This window comes from Mammaliicoccus sp. N-M50 (assembly GCF_022386995.1).
Taxonomy (GTDB): Bacteria; Bacillota; Bacilli; order Staphylococcales; family Staphylococcaceae; genus Mammaliicoccus; species Mammaliicoccus sciuri_A.
Window position 1 is genome coordinate 1 of sequence record NZ_JAJNJA010000011.1, and the last position, 18,760, is coordinate 18,760.

An 18,760-nucleotide genomic window follows, 5' to 3' on the forward strand; every position below is an offset into this window, starting at 1 on the left:
GGTAAAACACCAGGTACAACAGAAGTAGATGTAACAGTGAAATACCCAGATGGTACAGAAGATCACATTAAAGTACCAGTAACAGTCGGTGAAGAAGCAGACAGCGATTCAGATATGGGAATGGGTTCAACTGATTCAAACAACAATGATGGAAACGGCATTGCAAAAGCTGCAACTACAGATGATCATGATAAATTAAATAATGATAAGAAATTACCAGACACTGGTGAACAACCAATAAATAACGGTGCTTTATTCGGCGGTTTATTTGCTGGAATTGGATCATTATTCTTACTTGGTCGTCGTAAAAAAGTCAACAAAGAAAATAACTAGAATTATATAATTGAAATTTTATGGCTGGGGCAAATTTTTGTCCCAGCCTCTATGATTTTTAGGATAGTGTCATAATTTTCATTAATAAAACAGATTTAGGCTAGTTTTTATAAAAGTTAATACAGAAAGGTATGTAATGAATGGATATATCTAATCAACTAAAGAATTTATTCAATAGTCATTCAGATGCAGAAAAAATTTTTGTTAGTATTGGTCATCCTTCCCAAAAGGCTTTAGTAAAAATGTTTAAATCACATAATGATGACCGAAATATTAAAAAATATATAGAAGCATTTCGAAAAAATACTGGTAAAAAAGCCGAATGGATCAAAATAGATTTCGTTACATCAATTGAAAAAATTAAATATGAACAATTAAAGCATGATTTAACTCATACACGTAGAAATTATGTAGAATATGGCTTTTCATTAGATAATAATTGGGAGTTAGCATTCTTACCTGAAGAAATTAATACCAATGCATTTATAAGACCAGAACCTAATAGTAAAGAGCTTTTCATGTCTGAGAAGAACATTAACAACTATATTAAAAAGTATAAAAGAATAAGAAAATATTTCACACATCGTAATTATGAAAATGAAGATGTTTATAAGTTCTACACGAAAAGCTATTTTATTGAAAAAGATCAACTTATTGAATTAGAAGAAAAGGGATATCGTAAAGGTCTAAGAAAAATTGATAATATTAATGAAGAAATTGATCGATTAATTGAGACAAGTACTCATTTTTTGAAAAATCAAATTCAAGATAACGGAAAGTATATTTATGGTTATTTTCCACATTTCGATAAAGAAATAGGATTTTATAATAATTTACGTCATTCATCATCAACATATGCATTAATAGAAGGTCTGAGTTATTTAAATGAAGATGTGACGATTGTAGAAAAGGCGATTGATTATTTAATCAAACATTATTTATTTGAAGTTGATGGTGCGGGATATATTTTTGATGATACTGAAGGTGTGAATGAAATAAAATTAGGTCAAAATGCTGCATTTATCTTCGCGATTTGTGAATATTTAAAGCATGTACCTGATAATGCTCGATATTTAGAAGCTGCACAGAAAGTTGCTAGAGGGATATTGTCGATGATTGATGATCAACAACAAACGATTCACGTATTAAATTATCCTGATTTAACGACTAAAGAACAATTTAGAATTGTATATTATGATGGTGAAGCTGCTTTAGCATTATTAAGACTTTATCAAATTGATTATAATGAAGAATGGTTGAATACTGTCAAAATGTTATTTGAAATGTTTATTGAGAAAAAATATTGGAAGTATCATGATCACTGGTTAGGATATTGTACAAATGAATTAGTACAAATTGATCCACAAGAGAAATATTACAAATTTGGCATTCAGAACGTATCGAGTTATTTAGATTATATGCAACAAAGGGAAACGACATTCCCAACATTTTTAGAAATGTTAATGGCGACTTATCACTTAGTGGAAAAAGCTAAGAAGACTGGCTATGATGAACTTGTTAAAACTTATTTAGATGAAGAAAAATTCATAAATACAATACATTTAAGAGCAGATTATGAAAGAACAGGTTATTTTTATCCAGAAATTGCTATGTATTTTAAAAATCCTGCACGCATTGTGAATTCATTCTTCATTAAACATCATGGTTATAGAGTAAGGATTGATGATATTGAACACTATTTATCAGGGTATGTTCAATATCAAAAAGTATTTAGCACTAAAAAAACTAATATTTATATTTAAATTATAAGTATTACGCGTATAAACCTTCTTATTTAAATAATTATAGGAAGACTATGGTATATATTTCATACTATCAAATTAATATAATATAATATTTAGAATCTAAGTTGTTGAAAAATAATTGTTAAAAAACATTGTGGAGGTTTATTGATATAATTTAAATATTTTTTCCTTTTAAATTAAATGAAATCACTTAATCCCTCAATAAATTAGTAATATGAGCATCAAGCCTTTTCATCAAATGTATAAAATTAGCTTTTTCTTTATCATTATAGATGATTAAAAGTTCATCTATAATTTTTGAACATTCTTCTTGTACATCATTAATCATATTCTCCCCTTTCTTAGTTATAAATATATACGTTTTTCTTTTGTCATCAATTTCCTTTTTTTTCTCTAGAAATCCTAAATTTATTAATTTATCAATTAATCTACTTAAGTTCCCTTTATCATCATTAAATTTTATGCTTAATTCATTTAAGTTTAATCCATCATGAAATTTAATAAAATATATCAATTTACATACCTTAACTGAATATCCACAATTATTAGTTGTTTTTTTAACTAGTGAATCAACATTTTCATTTAAATTGAGAATAGTGTTTCTAAATTCAATTTTAAATTGAGTTTCTTCTTTAATAACCATAAAAACAATCCCTCTTTCTATTGTTAATATAAGTAAAGTATCTTTTATAAAATAATTTTACCAAAATATGACAATTAAATAAAGGTTAAATAAGAAATTTATAAAAAAATATTGTTGTTTTATACAACATTATATAAATTATATTTTGGACAATTGTTTCGGTGGTTTTATAATTATTATAGTGTATAATTTTAGCAGAACTATTGATAAGGGGAAGCATATCATAAATGATGCGGTTTTTTCAGCCGCTTCATAAAGGGATTTTGAACGTATCGGAACGTATGAGGTTTATGAGAATTGCTGTTATGTTTTTGTGAAAATTATCACAAATGATGAGGTTATTTTCTATATTATTCTCATAGAAAATGTCGAATTAAGTGTAGGCGATTCATTATTATAGATACGTTTAATTCGAATAGAAAAAAACTTCGGTACAAAACAAATTAAGAATAATTTAATGAACATAGCCTCACTATATCTAGACGAAAAATTGGTCGTATAATGAAAAAGATAATTAAATACGCGACTAGTGAAACAGTAGAAGAGTTCTTGGCGAATTTTGATACATATGTGAAGTATATATAAGAGAATGATGAAGCGGGATTAGAAACCATCTTTAATAAAGAGACAATTCTTGATGGGAATATTGAGTTTGACTATGAACCTCTAATTACTGAAGGAATTTATTCAGATACAGATCCAAAGAATGTTGAAATACTACATCGTTCATTGCATATGCTATCACCAGTACAAGCAAGTCAAGAAAAGTTCTGGTTAGGAATGACAATGACATATTACAAAGATTATTTGTATTATCGATTAAATGATGAACTGAGTAAGAATAAAGATGAAAGAATTAAAACTGCATTAACATCATACAAAAATGGTTTAAAAAGAGCATTGTTTGTCAATGTACTATCTAGATTATGGTGGGTGGGGAATCTTACATATGATGCAACGAGAGAAGACCCATATGAACACATTAAGTTTTTCTGCGAAAGTGATTTCTCAGCTAGAGCAGTAATATTCTTCTCAAGTAACTTTACATCGAAAAAAAGAACTGGGATTAGGGATTCTTTCGGCGATTTACAGGTTGAAACAAGATGGAGTTGATATAAAACGAGATCACTTTGTTCAAGCGAATAAGTATTTGAATCTAATTGGAGGAGTTACTCTGCTTGATTTGAAGACAAGAGCGGAAGTTGAAGAAGAGATTTATGGGTATTTGAAGGATAACGAGTAGAATTATGAGTATATGATAAATATTAAAATATTAAGAAGTGAAATATATCTATAATAACTAAGTCTTAACGAATTATTTATGAGATAATAGAATTAATAAATTAATCGGGGTGAAAACAGCAATGAAACAATACGTAGTTGATAATAAAGGAGAGAATACTTTAGTTAATTTACTTAAAGAAAATGTTTATAAAGATGCTAAGTTGACAGTTGCATCAGCCACATTTAGTTTATTTGCATACTATGCTATTAAAGAAGAATTAGATAAATTATCAGAGTTTAAATTTTTATTTACTAAACCCGCTTTCTATAAATTAGGACAAGAAGTAAAGAGACAATACAAACTGCAATTACAAGAAATTGAGAATAATCCAAAGTTCGATGGGAATAATTTTGAGATTCAGTTAAGAAACAAAATGATTTCTACGCGAACAGCGAATCAAGTCACAAAATGGATAAATGAAAAAGCTACTTTTAAAACACTTGTTGATGATTATTCAATAAGTAAACAATTATTAGTCCATAATAATAAGGTTAATTTATTTTCACAATCAGATATCGATTTTACAGCTGATGGGTTAGGTTTAACTTCTTCAAATAGACTCGGATCATATTTCGTATTAGCAGGTGTAGATGAATTAGTTGAGAATAGCTTAGTTGAGTTTGATGCTATTTGGAATGATGAGACAAAGGTCAAAGATGTAACAGAAAATGTGCTAGAACAAATTAAACTAATCTATAAGGAAAACTCTCCAGAGTGGTTATATTTTGTGACGCTCTATAACATCTTCTCAGATGAGTTAGATAATTTGAGCGAGGATAACGTAATAAAAGAAGGTACTAATTTTAAAGAAACTGTCGTTTGGAATAAATTATTCGAGTTCCAGAAAGATGGAGTACTTGGTATTATCGATAAAATTGAAAAATTCAACGGTTGTATATTAGCAGATAGTGTAGGACTAGGAAAGACATTCTCCGCTTTAGCGGTAATCAAATATTACGAATTACGTAATGATAGAGTACTCGTACTAGCACCAAAAAAATTGAGAGACAATTGGCTAACATATAAACAGAACGATAAAAAGAATATTCTTGTAGATGATAGATTTAGATATGATGTCCTCAATCATACTGATTTAAGTCGAGACTCAGGAGATACTGGTGATATTAATCTTGAATCTATTAATTGGTCAAATTATGATTTGGTCGTCATTGATGAATCACATAACTTTAGAAATAATAATGCTGTAAAAAATAAATTAACTAGATATCAAAAATTGATGCAGGAAGTAATTAAAAAGGGTGTTAAAACAAAAGTTCTTTTGCTTTCAGCTACCCCTGTGAATAACAAAATGAATGACATTAAAAATCAAATAGCATTTATTACAGAAGAAGATGATACAGCATTATTAAATGAAGGTGTTGATTCAATAAATACAGCACTTAAAAATGCACAAACTTCATTTAATAGATGGTCGGAACTACCGAGTGAAGAAAGAACAACAACGAACTTTTTAAATATGGTGAATCCCGAATATTTTCAAATTTTAGATGCACTTTCAATAGCAAGAAGTAGAAAACATATTGAAAAGTATTATGATGTAAATGATATTGGTTCTTTCCCGAATAGATTAAAACCAATATCTATAAAGACTGATGTGGATATCAATAATGAATTTAGAGGTATGGCGAAAGTTAATGAACTTATGTCCAGTATGGAATTCAGTATTTATCAACCGATGAAGTATGTATTGCCAAATAAAAGAAAATATTATGAAGATTTATATGATACAACGGTAAAAGATGGGTCAGGTAAATTTAAACAAACAGATCGTGAATTTGCTGTCGCTAGTTTAATGAAAGTGAATATATTTAAAAGGCTAGAGAGCTCGATATATTCATTTAATAAAACGATTGAGAACATCATTTACAAGATGAATGAGACAATTAATATTCTAGAAGATTCCCATAATAAGAACTTTAGTAATGATTATAGTGAAACATCGGAAATTGAAGATGATGAATTAGAGACAATTACAGTAGGAAGCGATAAAGTCCGTATTAAAGTCGAAGATATTGATCATATCAAGTGGTTATGTGATCTAAAACGAGATTTAACGCTATTAACGGATTTGTATAATGAGACAAAGAATATCGATGTTAGTAGAGATGAAAAGTTAAAAGTATTAAGTGAGCATATTAAGAAGAAGATCGAAAATCCTATCAATGATGGTAATAAGAAGATTATTATCTTCTCAGCATTTGCAGATACGATTCAATATCTATACAACAACCTAAATGAGAATTTATTAGAAAACAATATACATTCAGCAATGGTGATGGGTTCTGGAGATAACAAAACTACTCTGAAGGGTGTAAAAGCTAAAGATTTAGTTGATGTACTTACAAACTTCTCTCCAATATCAAAGGACAGAGCGCTTACCAAACCCGAAGCTACTGAAGAAATTGATATTTTATTTGCAACAGACTGTATATCAGAAGGGCAAAACTTACAGGATTGCGATTACTTAATCAACTATGATATTCACTGGAACCCAGTTAGAGTTATTCAGAGATTTGGTCGTATTGACAGGATTGGTTCAAGAAACAAGGATATTCAACTAGTAAACTTCTGGCCAAATATGGAACTAGATGAATACATTAACCTCGAAGAAAGAGTTAAAGGGCGTATGAAGTTACTTAATACGTCAGCTACTGGTGAAGAAGATGTATTCGACGTTTCTGGGAAAGAAATGAATGATATTGAATATCGTCGTAACCAGTTGAAGGCATTGCAAGATGAAGGAATAAACTTAGAAGACGTATCGGGTGCAATTTCAATTACAGATTTAACGTATACAGACTTTAAGAGTGATTTATCCCATGCTATTAAAGCGCACAAGAAAGATTTAGAGAAAGCGCCGAAAGGGATGTATTCTATTGTATCGAATAATGTATTAAAAGAAGCAGAACCAGGAGTTATCTTCTGTTTTAAACAAAATGCACCAATCGATATGTCTAACAATAGCCTTGAGCCATATATACTACTTTACTTAAAAGATAACGGAGACTCTTTATTACACTATACGAACGCTAAGACGATATTAGATTTCTATAGAAGATTAGCTTTAGGACAAGATGACCCTTTTGCTGAGCTGGTAGATCAATTTAACAAAGAGACTGATAACGGTGAAGATATGACAATCTATACTGACTTACTAAAGAAATCAATTGATGTTGTAAGGAATAAACAAGAAGAATCTGTATTTGATAGTTTCTTTACACCAGGTGGAACAGATATTCAACAATCCTTAAACTTAGATTTTAATGATATTGAATTAATTTCATTTTTAATTATTAAAGGAGATTAATTATGAAAGAAAAAGAAATTTTAACTATCCTAAATTTACCTAAAGAAGCATGGACGTTAAGAACCTTTCCTTTCAATCAGTTAGAGAAACAGCTTACCTTACCTCAGCGCAAATTATTCCAGGAAAGGATAGTGGCTAGAGGTATAAGAATTCTAGCGACAATTTCTGAACGTAATACGAATATACTTAAATATGAAAGCAAAAAAGAAAAGTATGAAGAAATAATTCTCTTTCAAATAAAGGTAAATCAGCTCAGTAAAGTTAAAGATATTTATAAAACGTTAGCTTCAGTAATGCCTTATCCATTAATTATAATATTTAACTGCGAAGATCGATATAAAATAATAATGTCGGAACATGAAAAAACAGACAATGGTTATTTAAGAGTTACGAATATACTTGAAACAACAGAAACTATTAACTTAAATACATACTTAAGTTCAGCAAACTTGGATGCTTTAGATAAAACGAGCTTAAGGATACTTTATGTAGATATGATGGCTAAATTTGTTGCAGCTGAATCAAAAGAGAAATATGATGCTTCAATTGAAGATAACAAAGTTGAATTGTTAGAATTAGTGATGAAGCTTGATAAAGAAATTCAGCAGTTGGTTAATAAGGCGAAGAAAGAACCACAATTGAATAGAAGAATTGAGTATCAACTTAAAGCTAATAAACTTAAAGAAGAAAGAGCAAAGTACCTAACTAAGGAGGAATAGTAATGAATAAAATACTAAGTAGTTCACCAGATTTAACGAATGAGAATATTAAGAAGTTAAAAGAATTGTTTCCTGAAATATTAACAGATGGAGAGCAAATAGACTTTGATAAGTTAAAAACAATATTAGGACAAGAAGTAAATGGAGAGAAGGAACGATATTCATTCAATTGGCATGGTAAGAAAGATGCGATTTTAGGAGCACAAAAGCCATCTAAAGGAACATTAAGACCGGATAAAGAGAAAAGCAAAAACTTTGATACGACAGAGAACTTATATATTGAAGGTGATAATTTAGAAGTATTGAAACTACTACAAAAGTCGTATAGCAACAAAATTAAAATGATATATATTGATCCGCCTTATAATACTGGTAAAGACTTTGTATATAAAGATAATTTTAGAGATGGTATAGAAAATTATTTAGAACAAACTGGACAAACAGATGGTGAAGGAAATAGAATATCAACTAATTCTGAAAGTAATGGAAGATTTCATACGGAATGGTTGAATATGATGTATTCTAGATTGAAATTAGCAAGGAATTTGTTAAATGATGAAGGTGTAATATTTATAAGTATTGATGATGAGGAAGTAAATAGATTGACATTAGTATGCGAAGAAATATTTAGTGAAAATAATGTCGAAATTATGATTTGGAATAAAGAATCAGAAGGTTCTTCAGGAACGTTAAAAGTTACAAAACGATTTAGAAAAATTCATGAATACATTATAGTTTGTTATAAAAATAAAGATAAAGTCGAATTTAAAAAAATTAGCGAACCACTTTTTGGTAAAGAAAATAAGTTGGAGACTGCAAATTTAGCAGTGAATGCAGACAAAGAATCAAAAACACACCCAAATTATTTTTCTATAGAAAACCCTTCAGGAAAAACGTTTACTCGACAATGGAAATGGTCTAAAGAGAGGATTGATGAACTCTTAGCAGAAGATTTAATTTATTGGGGATCAGATGGTAATAAACAACCTCGTTTAATAATTCCGACTGATGAGCGTAGAAAGACATATTTAGAATCTATTCTTATGTATGGAGGAACAACAATTGGCAGAAAAGACTTTGAAGCAGTATTAAAACAATTAGAATTTTCATACCCTAAACCTGTGATATTGTTAAAAAAGTTACTGTCATCCGTTACGAATCTAAAGAATGATGATTTAATTTTAGATTTCTTCTCAGGTTCAGCCACAACAGCTCACGCAACAATGCAATTAAATGCAGAAGATGGTGGCAATAGAAAGTTTATTATGGTTCAGCTTCCAGAACAGTCAGATGAGAAGAGTGAAGCATATAAAGATGGTTATAGAACGATTTGTGATATTGGTGAAGAGAGAATTCGTCGTGCGGGTGAGTTAGTTAAGCAGGAGTTAATCGAGAAGAATACCAAGGCTGGAATGCTGGCTGATGATATTGTGGATCCTGAGCGATTAGATATTGGTTTTAAGGTACTGAAGCTAGATAAATCAAATATTCGTGAATGGAATTCAGATTTTGAAGATTTAGAGGATAACTTATTTGCTTATGAAGATGTATTTGTTGAGGATAGAAGTGAGCTAGATGTTGTATATGAAATTATGCTTAAGAATGGTTTAGAGTTAACGTATAATGTAAACCAGTTCGAACATGAGGGGAAAAATGTCTATGACATTGCTTACGGAAATCTATTCGTTTGTTTAGCAGATAATATTGATGTTTCGATGGCACAAATAATTGTTGAGAAACGCAATGAATATGGTACTGATACGAGCTCAGTAGTATTGAAAGATGCAGGGTTTAAGAGTGATGCAGATAAATTGAATGTAATCGAACTATTAAAGGATAGTGGTTATCCAGAAGAGAATATATTAACGATATAAGAGGTGTTTAAATGAAGATTCAATTTGATGAACTGAATTATCAGCAAGATGCAATTAATTCAGTGTTACATGTTTTTGAAGGTCATGAAATCAATCAATCTTTATTCACAATTTCCGATAAGAGAACCCAAGGTAGTTTTTTTGGCGAGCATGGTGTAGGGAATAAAGTAATTAAAAACTACGAAAAAATGCTAAAGAACGTCAATCAAATTCAAATAGATAATGGTATTCCAATTTCGGATTCAATTCCTATTCCATTTCCTCAATTCAATATAGAAATGGAAACTGGTACGGGTAAAACATTTGTGTATTTAAAATCGATTCTTGAGTTAAACAAATCATATGGATTTACTAAGTTTGTGATTGTAGTACCTTCAGTTGCAATCAAAGAAGGTGTTATGAAAACGATTGAAATGACTAAAGATTACTTTAAAACACAAATGAATAGTGTGATTTATAACTCATTTATGTATAACAGTTCAAAGCTTGATGAAGTACGTAACTTTGCTGAGAGCAATAACATTGAGATTATGGTTATTAATATTCAAGCTTTTTCTAAAGGTAAGAAGAATAACGATAATATGAATATCATTTATCGTGATGATATGGATAAATTAAATGGTATTAGACCGATAGATCTAATTGCAGAAACAAATCCTATTATTATCATTGATGAGCCTCAAAGTGTAGATAACACTGAAAATGCTAAGAAAGCTATTGAAGCATTAAATCCATCTGTTTCATTTAGATATTCTGCAACGCATAAAAATACTGAATATCCTTTGCTATATCGATTGGGCCCTGTAGAAGCATACCAACACGAATTAGTAAAACAAATAGAAGTTGCTGGTATAAAAAATGATGTAGATGGTAATGAAGCATATATTAAATTATTAAATGTTAAATCAAATAAAACAACTATAACAGCATCTGTTGAAATGTATGTTAGTTCTAAAGGAAATATCGACAAAAAAGAAATAAAACTAAAGCAAGGTGATGATTTATATCTTAAATCTAAGCGGATTTCTACATATGAAAAAGTAGGTTTTGTACAAGAAATTTCTGCTGAGCCTGGTAATGAGTATATTGAATTTTCAGGAGAGCCGTCAATCATACGTTTAAGTCAATCAAACGAAAACGATAGACAAATAAAAAGAGGTCAAATTCGTAAAACGATAGAAGAGCATTTAGATAAAGAATTAAAATTAAATTCACAAGGTATCAAAGTATTGAGTTTATTCTTTATTGATAAGGTTGAAAAGTATCGATCATATGATGAGAATAAAAACATGGTCAAAGAAGAATATGCACAAATATTTGAAGCTGAATACAATAAGTTAATCAAAAAAGAGAAGTATAAATCACTAATCGATAGACACATACCGGCTGAAGAAGTACATGATGGATATTTTTCTGTAGATGGCAAAGGTATTCCTAAAAATACAAAAGGTGATACTGCAGCAGATGAGAGTACATATAAAATCATCATGAAAGATAAAGAACAACTTTTAACAATGTATAACGCAGAAAAGGGAAAAACTGATAAGGCAAATAAACTACGCTTTATTTTCTCTCATTCTGCGCTAAAAGAAGGATGGGACAATCCAAACGTCTTTCAAATTTGTACTTTAATAGAAACAAAAGATACCATTACAAAACGTCAAAAAATTGGACGTGGTTTACGTATTGCTGTTAATCAAGAGGGGCAACGTGTGCCTGGTTTTGAAACGAATACATTAACTGTTATGGCTAATGAAAGTTATGAAGACTTTGCTAATGGTTTGCAGAGAGAATACGAAGAAGAAGGAATGAAATTTGGAATATTTGAAGAAAATAGTTTTAGTTCAATTGTAATTGGAACAAATGATTTAGGAGAAAAGATTCCGCTTGGAACTGCTAAATCGAAGATTCTTATTAAATTCATGAAAGAAAATAAATATATTGATAGTAAGGGAAAAGGAAGTTTAAAATTAGCTGAAGCAATTGAGAAAGATGAACTTGAATTACCTGAAGAGATTTTAAATATCAATGAAAAAATGAAAGATTCAATCACAGATTTTGTGAAAAATATATTTGATACTAATAAAGTAGATATAAAAAATAAAGATGAACGAGTAAGTATTAAAGTACGTAAAGAATTACTGTCAGGTCCTTTCTTAGAAATTTGGGATAAAATAAAATACAAAACTAAGTATGTTATTTCATTTGATAGTGATGCATTTATTCACACCGCTTCAGCAAAATTAAGAGAAGAATTGTCAGTAAAAATTGCAAAATTAGAATATCAAAAAGTAAATATTGTAACTGATCAATCAGGTGTAAGAACAATTAATGAAACATCTACAGGATTTGAAGCATCTGAGGAAGAATACACAGAAGCTCCTGATATTATTAGTTATTTACAGAATGAGACAAAACTTACTAGGAAAACATTAATTAGAATATTATCTAATAGTGAAACTTTAAGAGATTTTAGACGTAATCCACAAATGTACATGATGGAAACCGCTAGAATTATTAATTCGGCAAAGAAGAATGCAATTGTAGATGGTGTTAAATATGAGAGAAATAATGAAGAATATGAACAAACTCTATTTCTAACTGATGAACTTTCAAGTTATACAACAAATGCTTTAAAAGTAAACGACAATCGTTCTCTATATGATCATATTATCTATGATTCCACAGTCGAAAAAGAGTTTGCAATTGAATGTGAGAAAGATGGGAACGTTAAGTTCTATATAAAATTACCGTCTTGGTTTAAAGTGAAAACGCCACTAGGACCATACAATCCTGACTGGGCTGTACTTTTAGAGAAATTCGGTAAGGAAAAGCTATATTTTATTGTAGAAACTAAAGGAAGTATAGCAAGTGAAGATTTGAGACCAACTGAATTATCTAAAATAAAATGTGGTAAAAAACACTTTGATGCGATTGATACAGGAATAGATTTTGTGAAAGAAACGAGCTTAAAAAATATTTATTAAAAATATTTTATTTATAAAGTAACAATAAAATTTTTACCAGCACATTTTGATTAGATTTTCCCTCTTACTCTGTGCTGGTATTTTAATATAATAATTTATAGATACTAAGGTATACAAGGACGGGATAATTGTGAATTTAAATGTTTATTTAAAATCTTTCTATCAAACTATAACCTTCAACAGAAGATGTTTGTGTAGTTCTGATAATGACCTATTATGTAAACTATATAAGGAGTTAATTTGATTAACATTATTTCTTAAATGGGAAGGGAATATGAAAAATGACAAATACACAATGGGTTATACCTTGTAATGTTCAATACTATGATGTTATAGGTGCTTTTAATGAATTTAACGTTATAGATTGGAAACAAAGTAAAAATTTAAGTAAAGCTAAAACTGGGGATATTGTATATATCTACATTTCTGCACCTGTAAAAAGCATAAAATACCAGTGCTTAATAAAAGAAGTGAATAAACCGAAAGCAACTATAGATGACAGTGAATTTGTGATCAAAGGGGAAAACTATACAAATTACGGGAATTATATGGAATTAGAATTATTAAATGAACTTAACGATGAAAAACTGGACTTTAACTTTTTACAAGAAAATGGATTAAACGGGAATATACAAGGTCCCTTTTCTTTAAAAGACAATTTAGAAAAATATGTACAAGATATTTCAAAAAATAAAAAAACTAAATCAAATCCAGAACTAGAAAATATTGAGTATATTGAAGGAAAACCTTACATTCAATACGGAACGAAATATGAGAGAAACCAAGCACTAAGAAAAAAAGCCATAGAAATACATGGTACTAGTTGTAAAGTTTGTGGTTTCAATTTTAAATCTAAATATGGAGAATTAGGCTCAGGGTTTATTGAAATACATCATATAAAACCTATGTTTTCTATAAAACAAGAAGTTAGTAAAAACCCAGAATCTGATTTAATTCCACTTTGCTCAAACTGTCATAAAATGATTCATAGAAATCCTAAACAGCCCTTATCTATTGAGGAATTGCGCGTAATAGTTAACAAAAATAAGGAGTAAAATGATGAATTATGAAGATAAATACCAACACTATATAAACTTACTTAATATGTCTTATGATGAAGTTATTATATTACTTAATAAACAGTATGGAGAAGTTACAGATAACTATTATAAAGAGAAATCTTATAATAAATTCTTAAATGGAGAAATAAAGTCTATTAGTAAAGGTAAGTTTTCAAAGACAAAGGAAGGACTATATTGCCATCATGTATTTGAAAATAAATACGATAATCTTTCAAATGCTAATTTTATTAGTCATTATAAATACCCTTTCGATTACCAGAAGAAAGAAAATCTAGTTTACAGCGATTTATTTGAACATTTGATATTACACACTCTAATCGCGAAAGAATCTAATGGAATTCATGGATTAGCAGGGTATTTTGCTTTTATATTACCTAATGTTGAGGAATGGTATATAAATGAAATCGATCCTGGATTAGAGTGGCAAAAAAACTGTAAAGAAAAGGCGTATTTATCAAAAGAATATGTCCAAAAAATATTATTAGAAATAGATAATAAGATAAATATCACTGATATGTATAAGTTATATAAAAAAGAATTATACGAAAAAAGATAATATGATTAACGAAATGATTTTAAACGATCAATAACAATTTTTGCATTAGGGAAAAAAGCTTTAACAACACTTATATATGGAGAATATAAGTTCATTGAAATCGTCTTTACTGCAGCTCGTGCTTCTTTAGAATAGCGATGGAAATACCGAATTAACGACTGCTGTTTTCGATCCTCTATAATGTTTCCTGCTTTCAAGTATATTGTGGTAATTTACTTTATTTTAGGATTTCATGGCCTTTTTGTATACCCAAAAAAACCGTGAGAGTATTATCCTCTTACGGTTTTTTCGGCACTTTAACTTGATGAAAATAATAATTCATCTAAATCAAATATCTCAATATATTTATGCGTATGTTGTTTAATTAAACCTTTTTCTTCCAATGCTGAAAACTTTCGACTTATTGTTTCAGGAGTTGTACCCAAATAAGAAGCTAGATCCTTCTTTGACATTGGTAAGGTCACATAAGTATGATTTTCTTCATTCTCAACGTATTCTGATAGAAAATCAATAATACGAGACTCTACTTGCTCCATACCAACCTGCATCGTTTGCTTTTCTGATACCTGTAAACGTTTCGTAACGTCTGATAGGATTCTTCTTATAATTTCTGGGTAAGCATCTAAATAGTCATTCATATCTTTTTTATGAATTCTACATATACTTACTTCTGATATTGCTTCAGCATAATTAGAATGGTAACTTTCAGTTTGAAAAATAGCCACTTCTCCCATAAAATCACCAGGATTTAGTATGCGTACAGTTTGTTCACGACCGGATTCATTTAAGTTATAAATACGTACACGCCCATTATTTACGATATATAGTGTGTCATCTTTATCACCACTTCCAAATAACAACGCATTCTTTTCATAATGTACTTCATGCGCTGATTGTGCAATTAAACTCATTTGTTCTTCATTTAGGTGGTTAAAAATCGGAACTAAACGTATACAATCTACATGACTATGGTGATGATGGTGTGCCATACAACTTTCCTCCTAATTAATCATTATCTATATAATCATCGTCTTCTAGCGCATCCTTGTTAACAAAGGCTTGAAGTTGCCAAATATTTACATCTAAATAATCTTTATAACTAATTAGTAAATCCTCTAACGCATCATCTGCTTCTTCTTGGGCTAAACGCATTGCACGAATGGTAAATTCACGGTTAGATCTAAAATCCTCTGCTAACTGTAAGACCATTTCTTCAGCAGAATAATATTTTTCAGACAGATCTTCAGAAATCGTTGTAAATTTTTGGAATTCGGTAGTTGTTGATGCTGGCTTAAATCCTGAAGCTAGTAAACGTTCTGCAATTTTATCAAACCATGTTTCATTTTCATTATATAGTTTTTCAAATACCTCATGCAACGAATAAAAATTTGTGCCTTTTACATACCAATGATATTGGTGTAATTTTACATGCAAGGTATGAATATTAGCCAGTACATGATCTGTAACAGCTGCTGCATTAATCTTAGTATGATGAATGTGTTCTTTATAGGCTTGTTCAGCAGCTAATTTTTCTTGTCTTTCATTTACTGTTGTCATTTTATACACCTTCCTTTACTTTTGAACTAATAACGGAATATCCTAAGTTTTCAATAGCTTTTTCAATTGTATTCAAATTGACTTGTTCTTCATCAAAATCCACTTTTACCTTACTTGCATTGAACAGCACTTTTACAGAATCTTTTTCTACACCAGCAGTCTGTTTTAAACCACTTTCAATTTTTTGTAAACATGATGGACAAGTTAATGTTTCTAATTTTAATGTTGCTTTAGTCATATCTATCACTCCTTTAAATAAATTATATAAGGTATTTTTTTTAAAATAATTGACACGGATCAATTATCTTAATTGATAACTTCTTAATCTCATTGCATTTAAAATAACGACCAAAATACTTGCCTCATGAACTAACATACCAATTGACATAGACATCCATTCACTAAATATTAAACTACCCAATAGTATTATCACCACACCAACAGCAATGAGAATATTTTGTTGCATATTCGCGTATGTTCCTTTAGCTAAACCTAAAGCATGGGGGAGACGATTAAAATTGGAATTCATTAGAACAATATCTGAACTTTCAATAGCCACATCTGTCCCATTTCCCATAGCTATCCCTACTTCTGCAATAGCTAGAGAAGGGCTATCATTCACACCATCACCAATAAAAGCAACAATTTCACCAGTAGACTGTCTTTCTTTTAAAAATGCTTGCTTCTCCTCTGGTAGCATATCGCCATGGGCCTCGGTTAATCCTAGCTCCTTTTTAACTAAATTAACTGTACCTTGATTATCCCCTGATAATACAATGAGATTTTTAACACCAAGTGATTTTAATTTTTGTAGGTCTTGTTTAACGCTTGGTCGAACTTGGTCACGGATTTCCATTAAAATGATTAACTGACGATCAACTGCCGTTAATACAATTGAACTACCGGCTCTTTCTAATTTATCTAATTCTTTAAGAACATCATTAGATAGTGGAATACTTTCTTGTTCCATTAAGGTTTTATTCCCTACTGCAACAATGTGTCCGTCAACGTGAGCAATTATACCCCCACCTTTTATAACCTGTGTACTCTCTACAGGTCTTAGTTTATATTGCGCTAATTTATTTGTAATAGCGACAGCTAAGGGATGGTCAGATTCCCTTTCAATCGAGTATAATAAAGATAAATCCTCCTCTTGATTATTTCCATAGTAAACGAATTCGCTAACTTCAGGCTTTCCTTCAGTTAAGGTACCTGTTTTATCAAATAGGACTGTATCTACATTCGCAAAATGACTAATCACTTCAGAACCTTTAAACAAAATACCATTCTTTGCACCATTTCCTATACCCGCGACATTTGAAACAGGTACACCAATGACCAAGGCCCCTGGGCAACCAAGTACTAATACAGTAACTGCAAGTGCTGTATCTTTAGTTAATACCCAAACTAATAGCCCAATGATAAGTACTACAGGTGTATACCAACGAGAGAACTGGTCAATAAATCGTTCAGCTTCCGATTTAGAATCTTGTGCTTCTTCTACTAACTCAATAATTCGACCAAATGTAGAATCTTCCCCAATTCTATCAGCAACTATTTGAATAGTCCCATTATCCATAATGGTACCGGCAAATACTTCATCACCTTTCTCTTTCTTTAGAGGTAAAGATTCACCGGTGATATTAGCCTCATTTACATGTCCTTTTCCAGTAGTTACCCTACCATCTACTGGAATCTTAGCCCCAGTTTTTACTATGAGAATATCTCCTTCCTCTACTTCATCAATATCTACTTCTTCAAATTGTCCGTCGTACAATTGCTTAAAAGCAGTCTCTGGAGCCATTTCCGTCAACTCTTTAATAGCAGACCGTGTTTGCTTAAGTGTACGCTGTTCTAAATATGATCCAAATAAAAATAAGAAAGTAACAATAGCTGACTCTTCGTAATTTTGAATAAAGAAAGCACCAATAACCGCTATAGTTACTAAAACATCAATACTCACTACTTTTACTTTCATAGCCTGATAAGCCTGTATTGCGATTGGTATAACACCCAATATAGAAGCAATTATAAAAGCGCTATTAAAGATAACCATATTGCTAAAGATAAAATGTGCAATAAAACCTATAATAATAAGTAAACCACTAATAACAGTAATATGATTTTTATGTTTCAAAATAGTCTGTTGCATATAAACCTCTCCTACACTTTAGTTTAACCATAGTGTATTCGTTTTTAAGAAATATAAACTTGACCTATATCAATCTTATCTAATAAATATAGCGAATAATATTTAGGCTTAAACAGATAGATATATATATAAATAACTAGGACATATACTCATGACCTAATTATTTTTATTATTGACTATTTACTCTTTCATATAATTTTTGTTAGCATTTAATTCCTTTTTATAGCTCAAATGCTCATTCATCTTAAGCTTATTCTCTAAACGGCTAGCAGTCGCAATGCTAGCCGTTTTCTTTTTATTATTGTTTTTAACTTGTACTTTCTAATTCTTGAGGGATTAATATAATTGTAAACCCCTTTTCAAAACATTCTGAACTATCACTAATTAAAGTAAGTAAATATTCATTATCTTTTTTCTCAATAGTATATTTCATAACTACTTCTTCTGATTTATTTCCAGTATAACTAGGTTTATTAAG

General features: G+C 29.9%; 17 protein-coding genes. 10 read left to right on the forward strand and 7 right to left on the reverse strand.

The features are described from left to right. Together LQ622_RS13755 and LQ622_RS13760 are read left to right on the forward strand one after the other, a co-directional pair. A partial coding sequence (locus LQ622_RS13755) for a Rib/alpha-like domain-containing protein (RefSeq protein ID WP_239775412.1) occupies positions 1-333 on the forward strand: 333 nt, incomplete at its 5' end. A 140-nt stretch (positions 334-473) separates the two neighbouring features. Next, on the forward strand, positions 474-2,096 hold the full coding sequence (locus LQ622_RS13760) for a poly(glycerol-phosphate) alpha-glucosyltransferase (RefSeq protein WP_239705648.1): 1,623 nt from the start codon (positions 474-476) through the stop codon (positions 2,094-2,096). Between the two features lie 193 nt (positions 2,097-2,289). Here the strand turns inward: LQ622_RS13760 and LQ622_RS13765 are convergent, their stop codons facing one another. Then, positions 2,290-2,742 carry a MarR family winged helix-turn-helix transcriptional regulator gene (locus tag LQ622_RS13765; RefSeq protein WP_239724304.1) on the reverse strand — a complete coding sequence of 151 codons (453 nt, stop codon included), beginning with the start codon at positions 2,740-2,742 and terminating at the stop codon, positions 2,290-2,292. Between the two features lie 735 nt (positions 2,743-3,477). On the opposite strand from LQ622_RS13765, the gene LQ622_RS13770 reads away from it, so the two are divergent. The 8 genes from LQ622_RS13770 to LQ622_RS13800 all read left to right on the forward strand — a co-directional run bounded on the left by LQ622_RS13770 (position 3,478) and on the right by LQ622_RS13800 (position 14,573). Continuing rightward, the gene (locus LQ622_RS13770) at positions 3,478-3,855 is read left to right on the forward strand and encodes a DUF6339 family protein (protein WP_232165821.1); all 378 of its coding nucleotides are present in this window, start codon (positions 3,478-3,480) and stop codon (positions 3,853-3,855) included. Then, positions 3,836-3,985, forward strand: coding sequence for a DUF6339 family protein (locus tag LQ622_RS15220; RefSeq protein WP_353805036.1), 150 nt, complete (start codon positions 3,836-3,838; stop codon positions 3,983-3,985). The genes LQ622_RS13770 and LQ622_RS15220 overlap by 20 nt, the downstream gene beginning before the upstream one ends. Before the next feature lie 121 nt (positions 3,986-4,106). After that, positions 4,107-7,355, forward strand: a complete 3,249-nt coding sequence (locus LQ622_RS13775) for a helicase-related protein (protein ID WP_239775414.1) — start codon at positions 4,107-4,109, stop codon at positions 7,353-7,355. A gap of 2 nt (positions 7,356-7,357) precedes the next feature. Next, the gene (locus LQ622_RS13780; RefSeq protein WP_239775416.1) at positions 7,358-8,074 is read left to right on the forward strand and encodes a DUF4391 domain-containing protein; all 717 of its coding nucleotides are present in this window, start codon (positions 7,358-7,360) and stop codon (positions 8,072-8,074) included. A 2-nt stretch (positions 8,075-8,076) separates the two neighbouring features. Continuing rightward, positions 8,077-9,948 (forward strand): site-specific DNA-methyltransferase, encoded by a 1,872-nt coding sequence (locus tag LQ622_RS13785; protein WP_239775418.1) that lies wholly within the window; start codon positions 8,077-8,079, stop codon positions 9,946-9,948. 11 nt (positions 9,949-9,959) lie between these two features. Then, positions 9,960-12,935 (forward strand): restriction endonuclease, encoded by a 2,976-nt coding sequence (locus LQ622_RS13790; RefSeq protein ID WP_239775420.1) that lies wholly within the window; start codon positions 9,960-9,962, stop codon positions 12,933-12,935. Positions 12,936-13,216: 281 nt separating this feature from the next. Beyond that, positions 13,217-13,990, forward strand: coding sequence for an HNH endonuclease (locus tag LQ622_RS13795; protein WP_103360467.1), 774 nt, complete (start codon positions 13,217-13,219; stop codon positions 13,988-13,990). Between the two features lies 1 nt (position 13,991). Then, a complete protein-coding gene (locus LQ622_RS13800) occupies positions 13,992-14,573 on the forward strand; it encodes an SAV1803-related protein (RefSeq protein WP_107564554.1) in 582 nt (193 codons plus the stop codon). A 5-nt stretch (positions 14,574-14,578) separates the two neighbouring features. On the opposite strand, the gene LQ622_RS15225 is transcribed toward LQ622_RS13800, so the two are convergent. The 6 genes from LQ622_RS15225 to LQ622_RS15110 form a co-directional block, all read right to left on the reverse strand. Beyond that, positions 14,579-14,770 (reverse strand): transposase, encoded by a 192-nt coding sequence (locus LQ622_RS15225; RefSeq protein ID WP_158259021.1) that lies wholly within the window; start codon positions 14,768-14,770, stop codon positions 14,579-14,581. 99 nt (positions 14,771-14,869) lie between these two features. Next, positions 14,870-15,562: a Crp/Fnr family transcriptional regulator gene (locus LQ622_RS13805; protein ID WP_071563121.1), complete on the reverse strand. Its 693-nt coding sequence runs from the start codon at positions 15,560-15,562 to the stop codon at positions 14,870-14,872. Between the two features lie 16 nt (positions 15,563-15,578). Next, a complete protein-coding gene (locus LQ622_RS13810) occupies positions 15,579-16,130 on the reverse strand; it encodes a Dps family protein (protein WP_103361569.1) in 552 nt (183 codons plus the stop codon). Between the two features lies 1 nt (position 16,131). Further along, entirely contained in the window at positions 16,132-16,368 is a 237-nt protein-coding gene (locus LQ622_RS13815) for a heavy-metal-associated domain-containing protein (protein WP_011867729.1), read from the reverse strand. A 63-nt stretch (positions 16,369-16,431) separates the two neighbouring features. Continuing rightward, positions 16,432-18,282, reverse strand: coding sequence for a heavy metal translocating P-type ATPase (locus LQ622_RS13820; protein WP_103361570.1), 1,851 nt, complete (start codon positions 18,280-18,282; stop codon positions 16,432-16,434). 307 nt (positions 18,283-18,589) lie between these two features. Next, positions 18,590-18,715, reverse strand: coding sequence for a hypothetical protein (locus tag LQ622_RS15110; protein ID WP_257504265.1), 126 nt, complete (start codon positions 18,713-18,715; stop codon positions 18,590-18,592). Positions 18,716-18,760 lie beyond the last annotated feature (45 nt).

Coding starts and splice junctions, on each gene's coding strand:
- LQ622_RS13760 (WP_239705648.1), top strand. CDS start 474: ATGGATATATCTAATCAACTAAAGAATTTATTCAATAGTCATTCAGAT.
- LQ622_RS13765 (WP_239724304.1), bottom strand. CDS start 2,742: ATGGTTATTAAAGAAGAAACTCAATTTAAAATTGAATTTAGAAACACT.
- LQ622_RS13770 (WP_232165821.1), top strand. CDS start 3,478: ATGCTATCACCAGTACAAGCAAGTCAAGAAAAGTTCTGGTTAGGAATG.
- LQ622_RS13775 (WP_239775414.1), top strand. CDS start 4,107: ATGAAACAATACGTAGTTGATAATAAAGGAGAGAATACTTTAGTTAAT.
- LQ622_RS13780 (WP_239775416.1), top strand. CDS start 7,358: ATGAAAGAAAAAGAAATTTTAACTATCCTAAATTTACCTAAAGAAGCA.
- LQ622_RS13785 (WP_239775418.1), top strand. CDS start 8,077: ATGAATAAAATACTAAGTAGTTCACCAGATTTAACGAATGAGAATATT.
- LQ622_RS13790 (WP_239775420.1), top strand. CDS start 9,960: ATGAAGATTCAATTTGATGAACTGAATTATCAGCAAGATGCAATTAAT.
- LQ622_RS13795 (WP_103360467.1), top strand. CDS start 13,217: ATGACAAATACACAATGGGTTATACCTTGTAATGTTCAATACTATGAT.
- LQ622_RS13800 (WP_107564554.1), top strand. CDS start 13,992: ATGATGAATTATGAAGATAAATACCAACACTATATAAACTTACTTAAT.
- LQ622_RS13805 (WP_071563121.1), bottom strand. CDS start 15,562: ATGGCACACCATCATCACCATAGTCATGTAGATTGTATACGTTTAGTT.
- LQ622_RS13810 (WP_103361569.1), bottom strand. CDS start 16,130: ATGACAACAGTAAATGAAAGACAAGAAAAATTAGCTGCTGAACAAGCC.
- LQ622_RS13815 (WP_011867729.1), bottom strand. CDS start 16,368: ATGACTAAAGCAACATTAAAATTAGAAACATTAACTTGTCCATCATGT.
- LQ622_RS13820 (WP_103361570.1), bottom strand. CDS start 18,282: ATGCAACAGACTATTTTGAAACATAAAAATCATATTACTGTTATTAGT.
- LQ622_RS15110 (WP_257504265.1), bottom strand. CDS start 18,715: ATGAAATATACTATTGAGAAAAAAGATAATGAATATTTACTTACTTTA.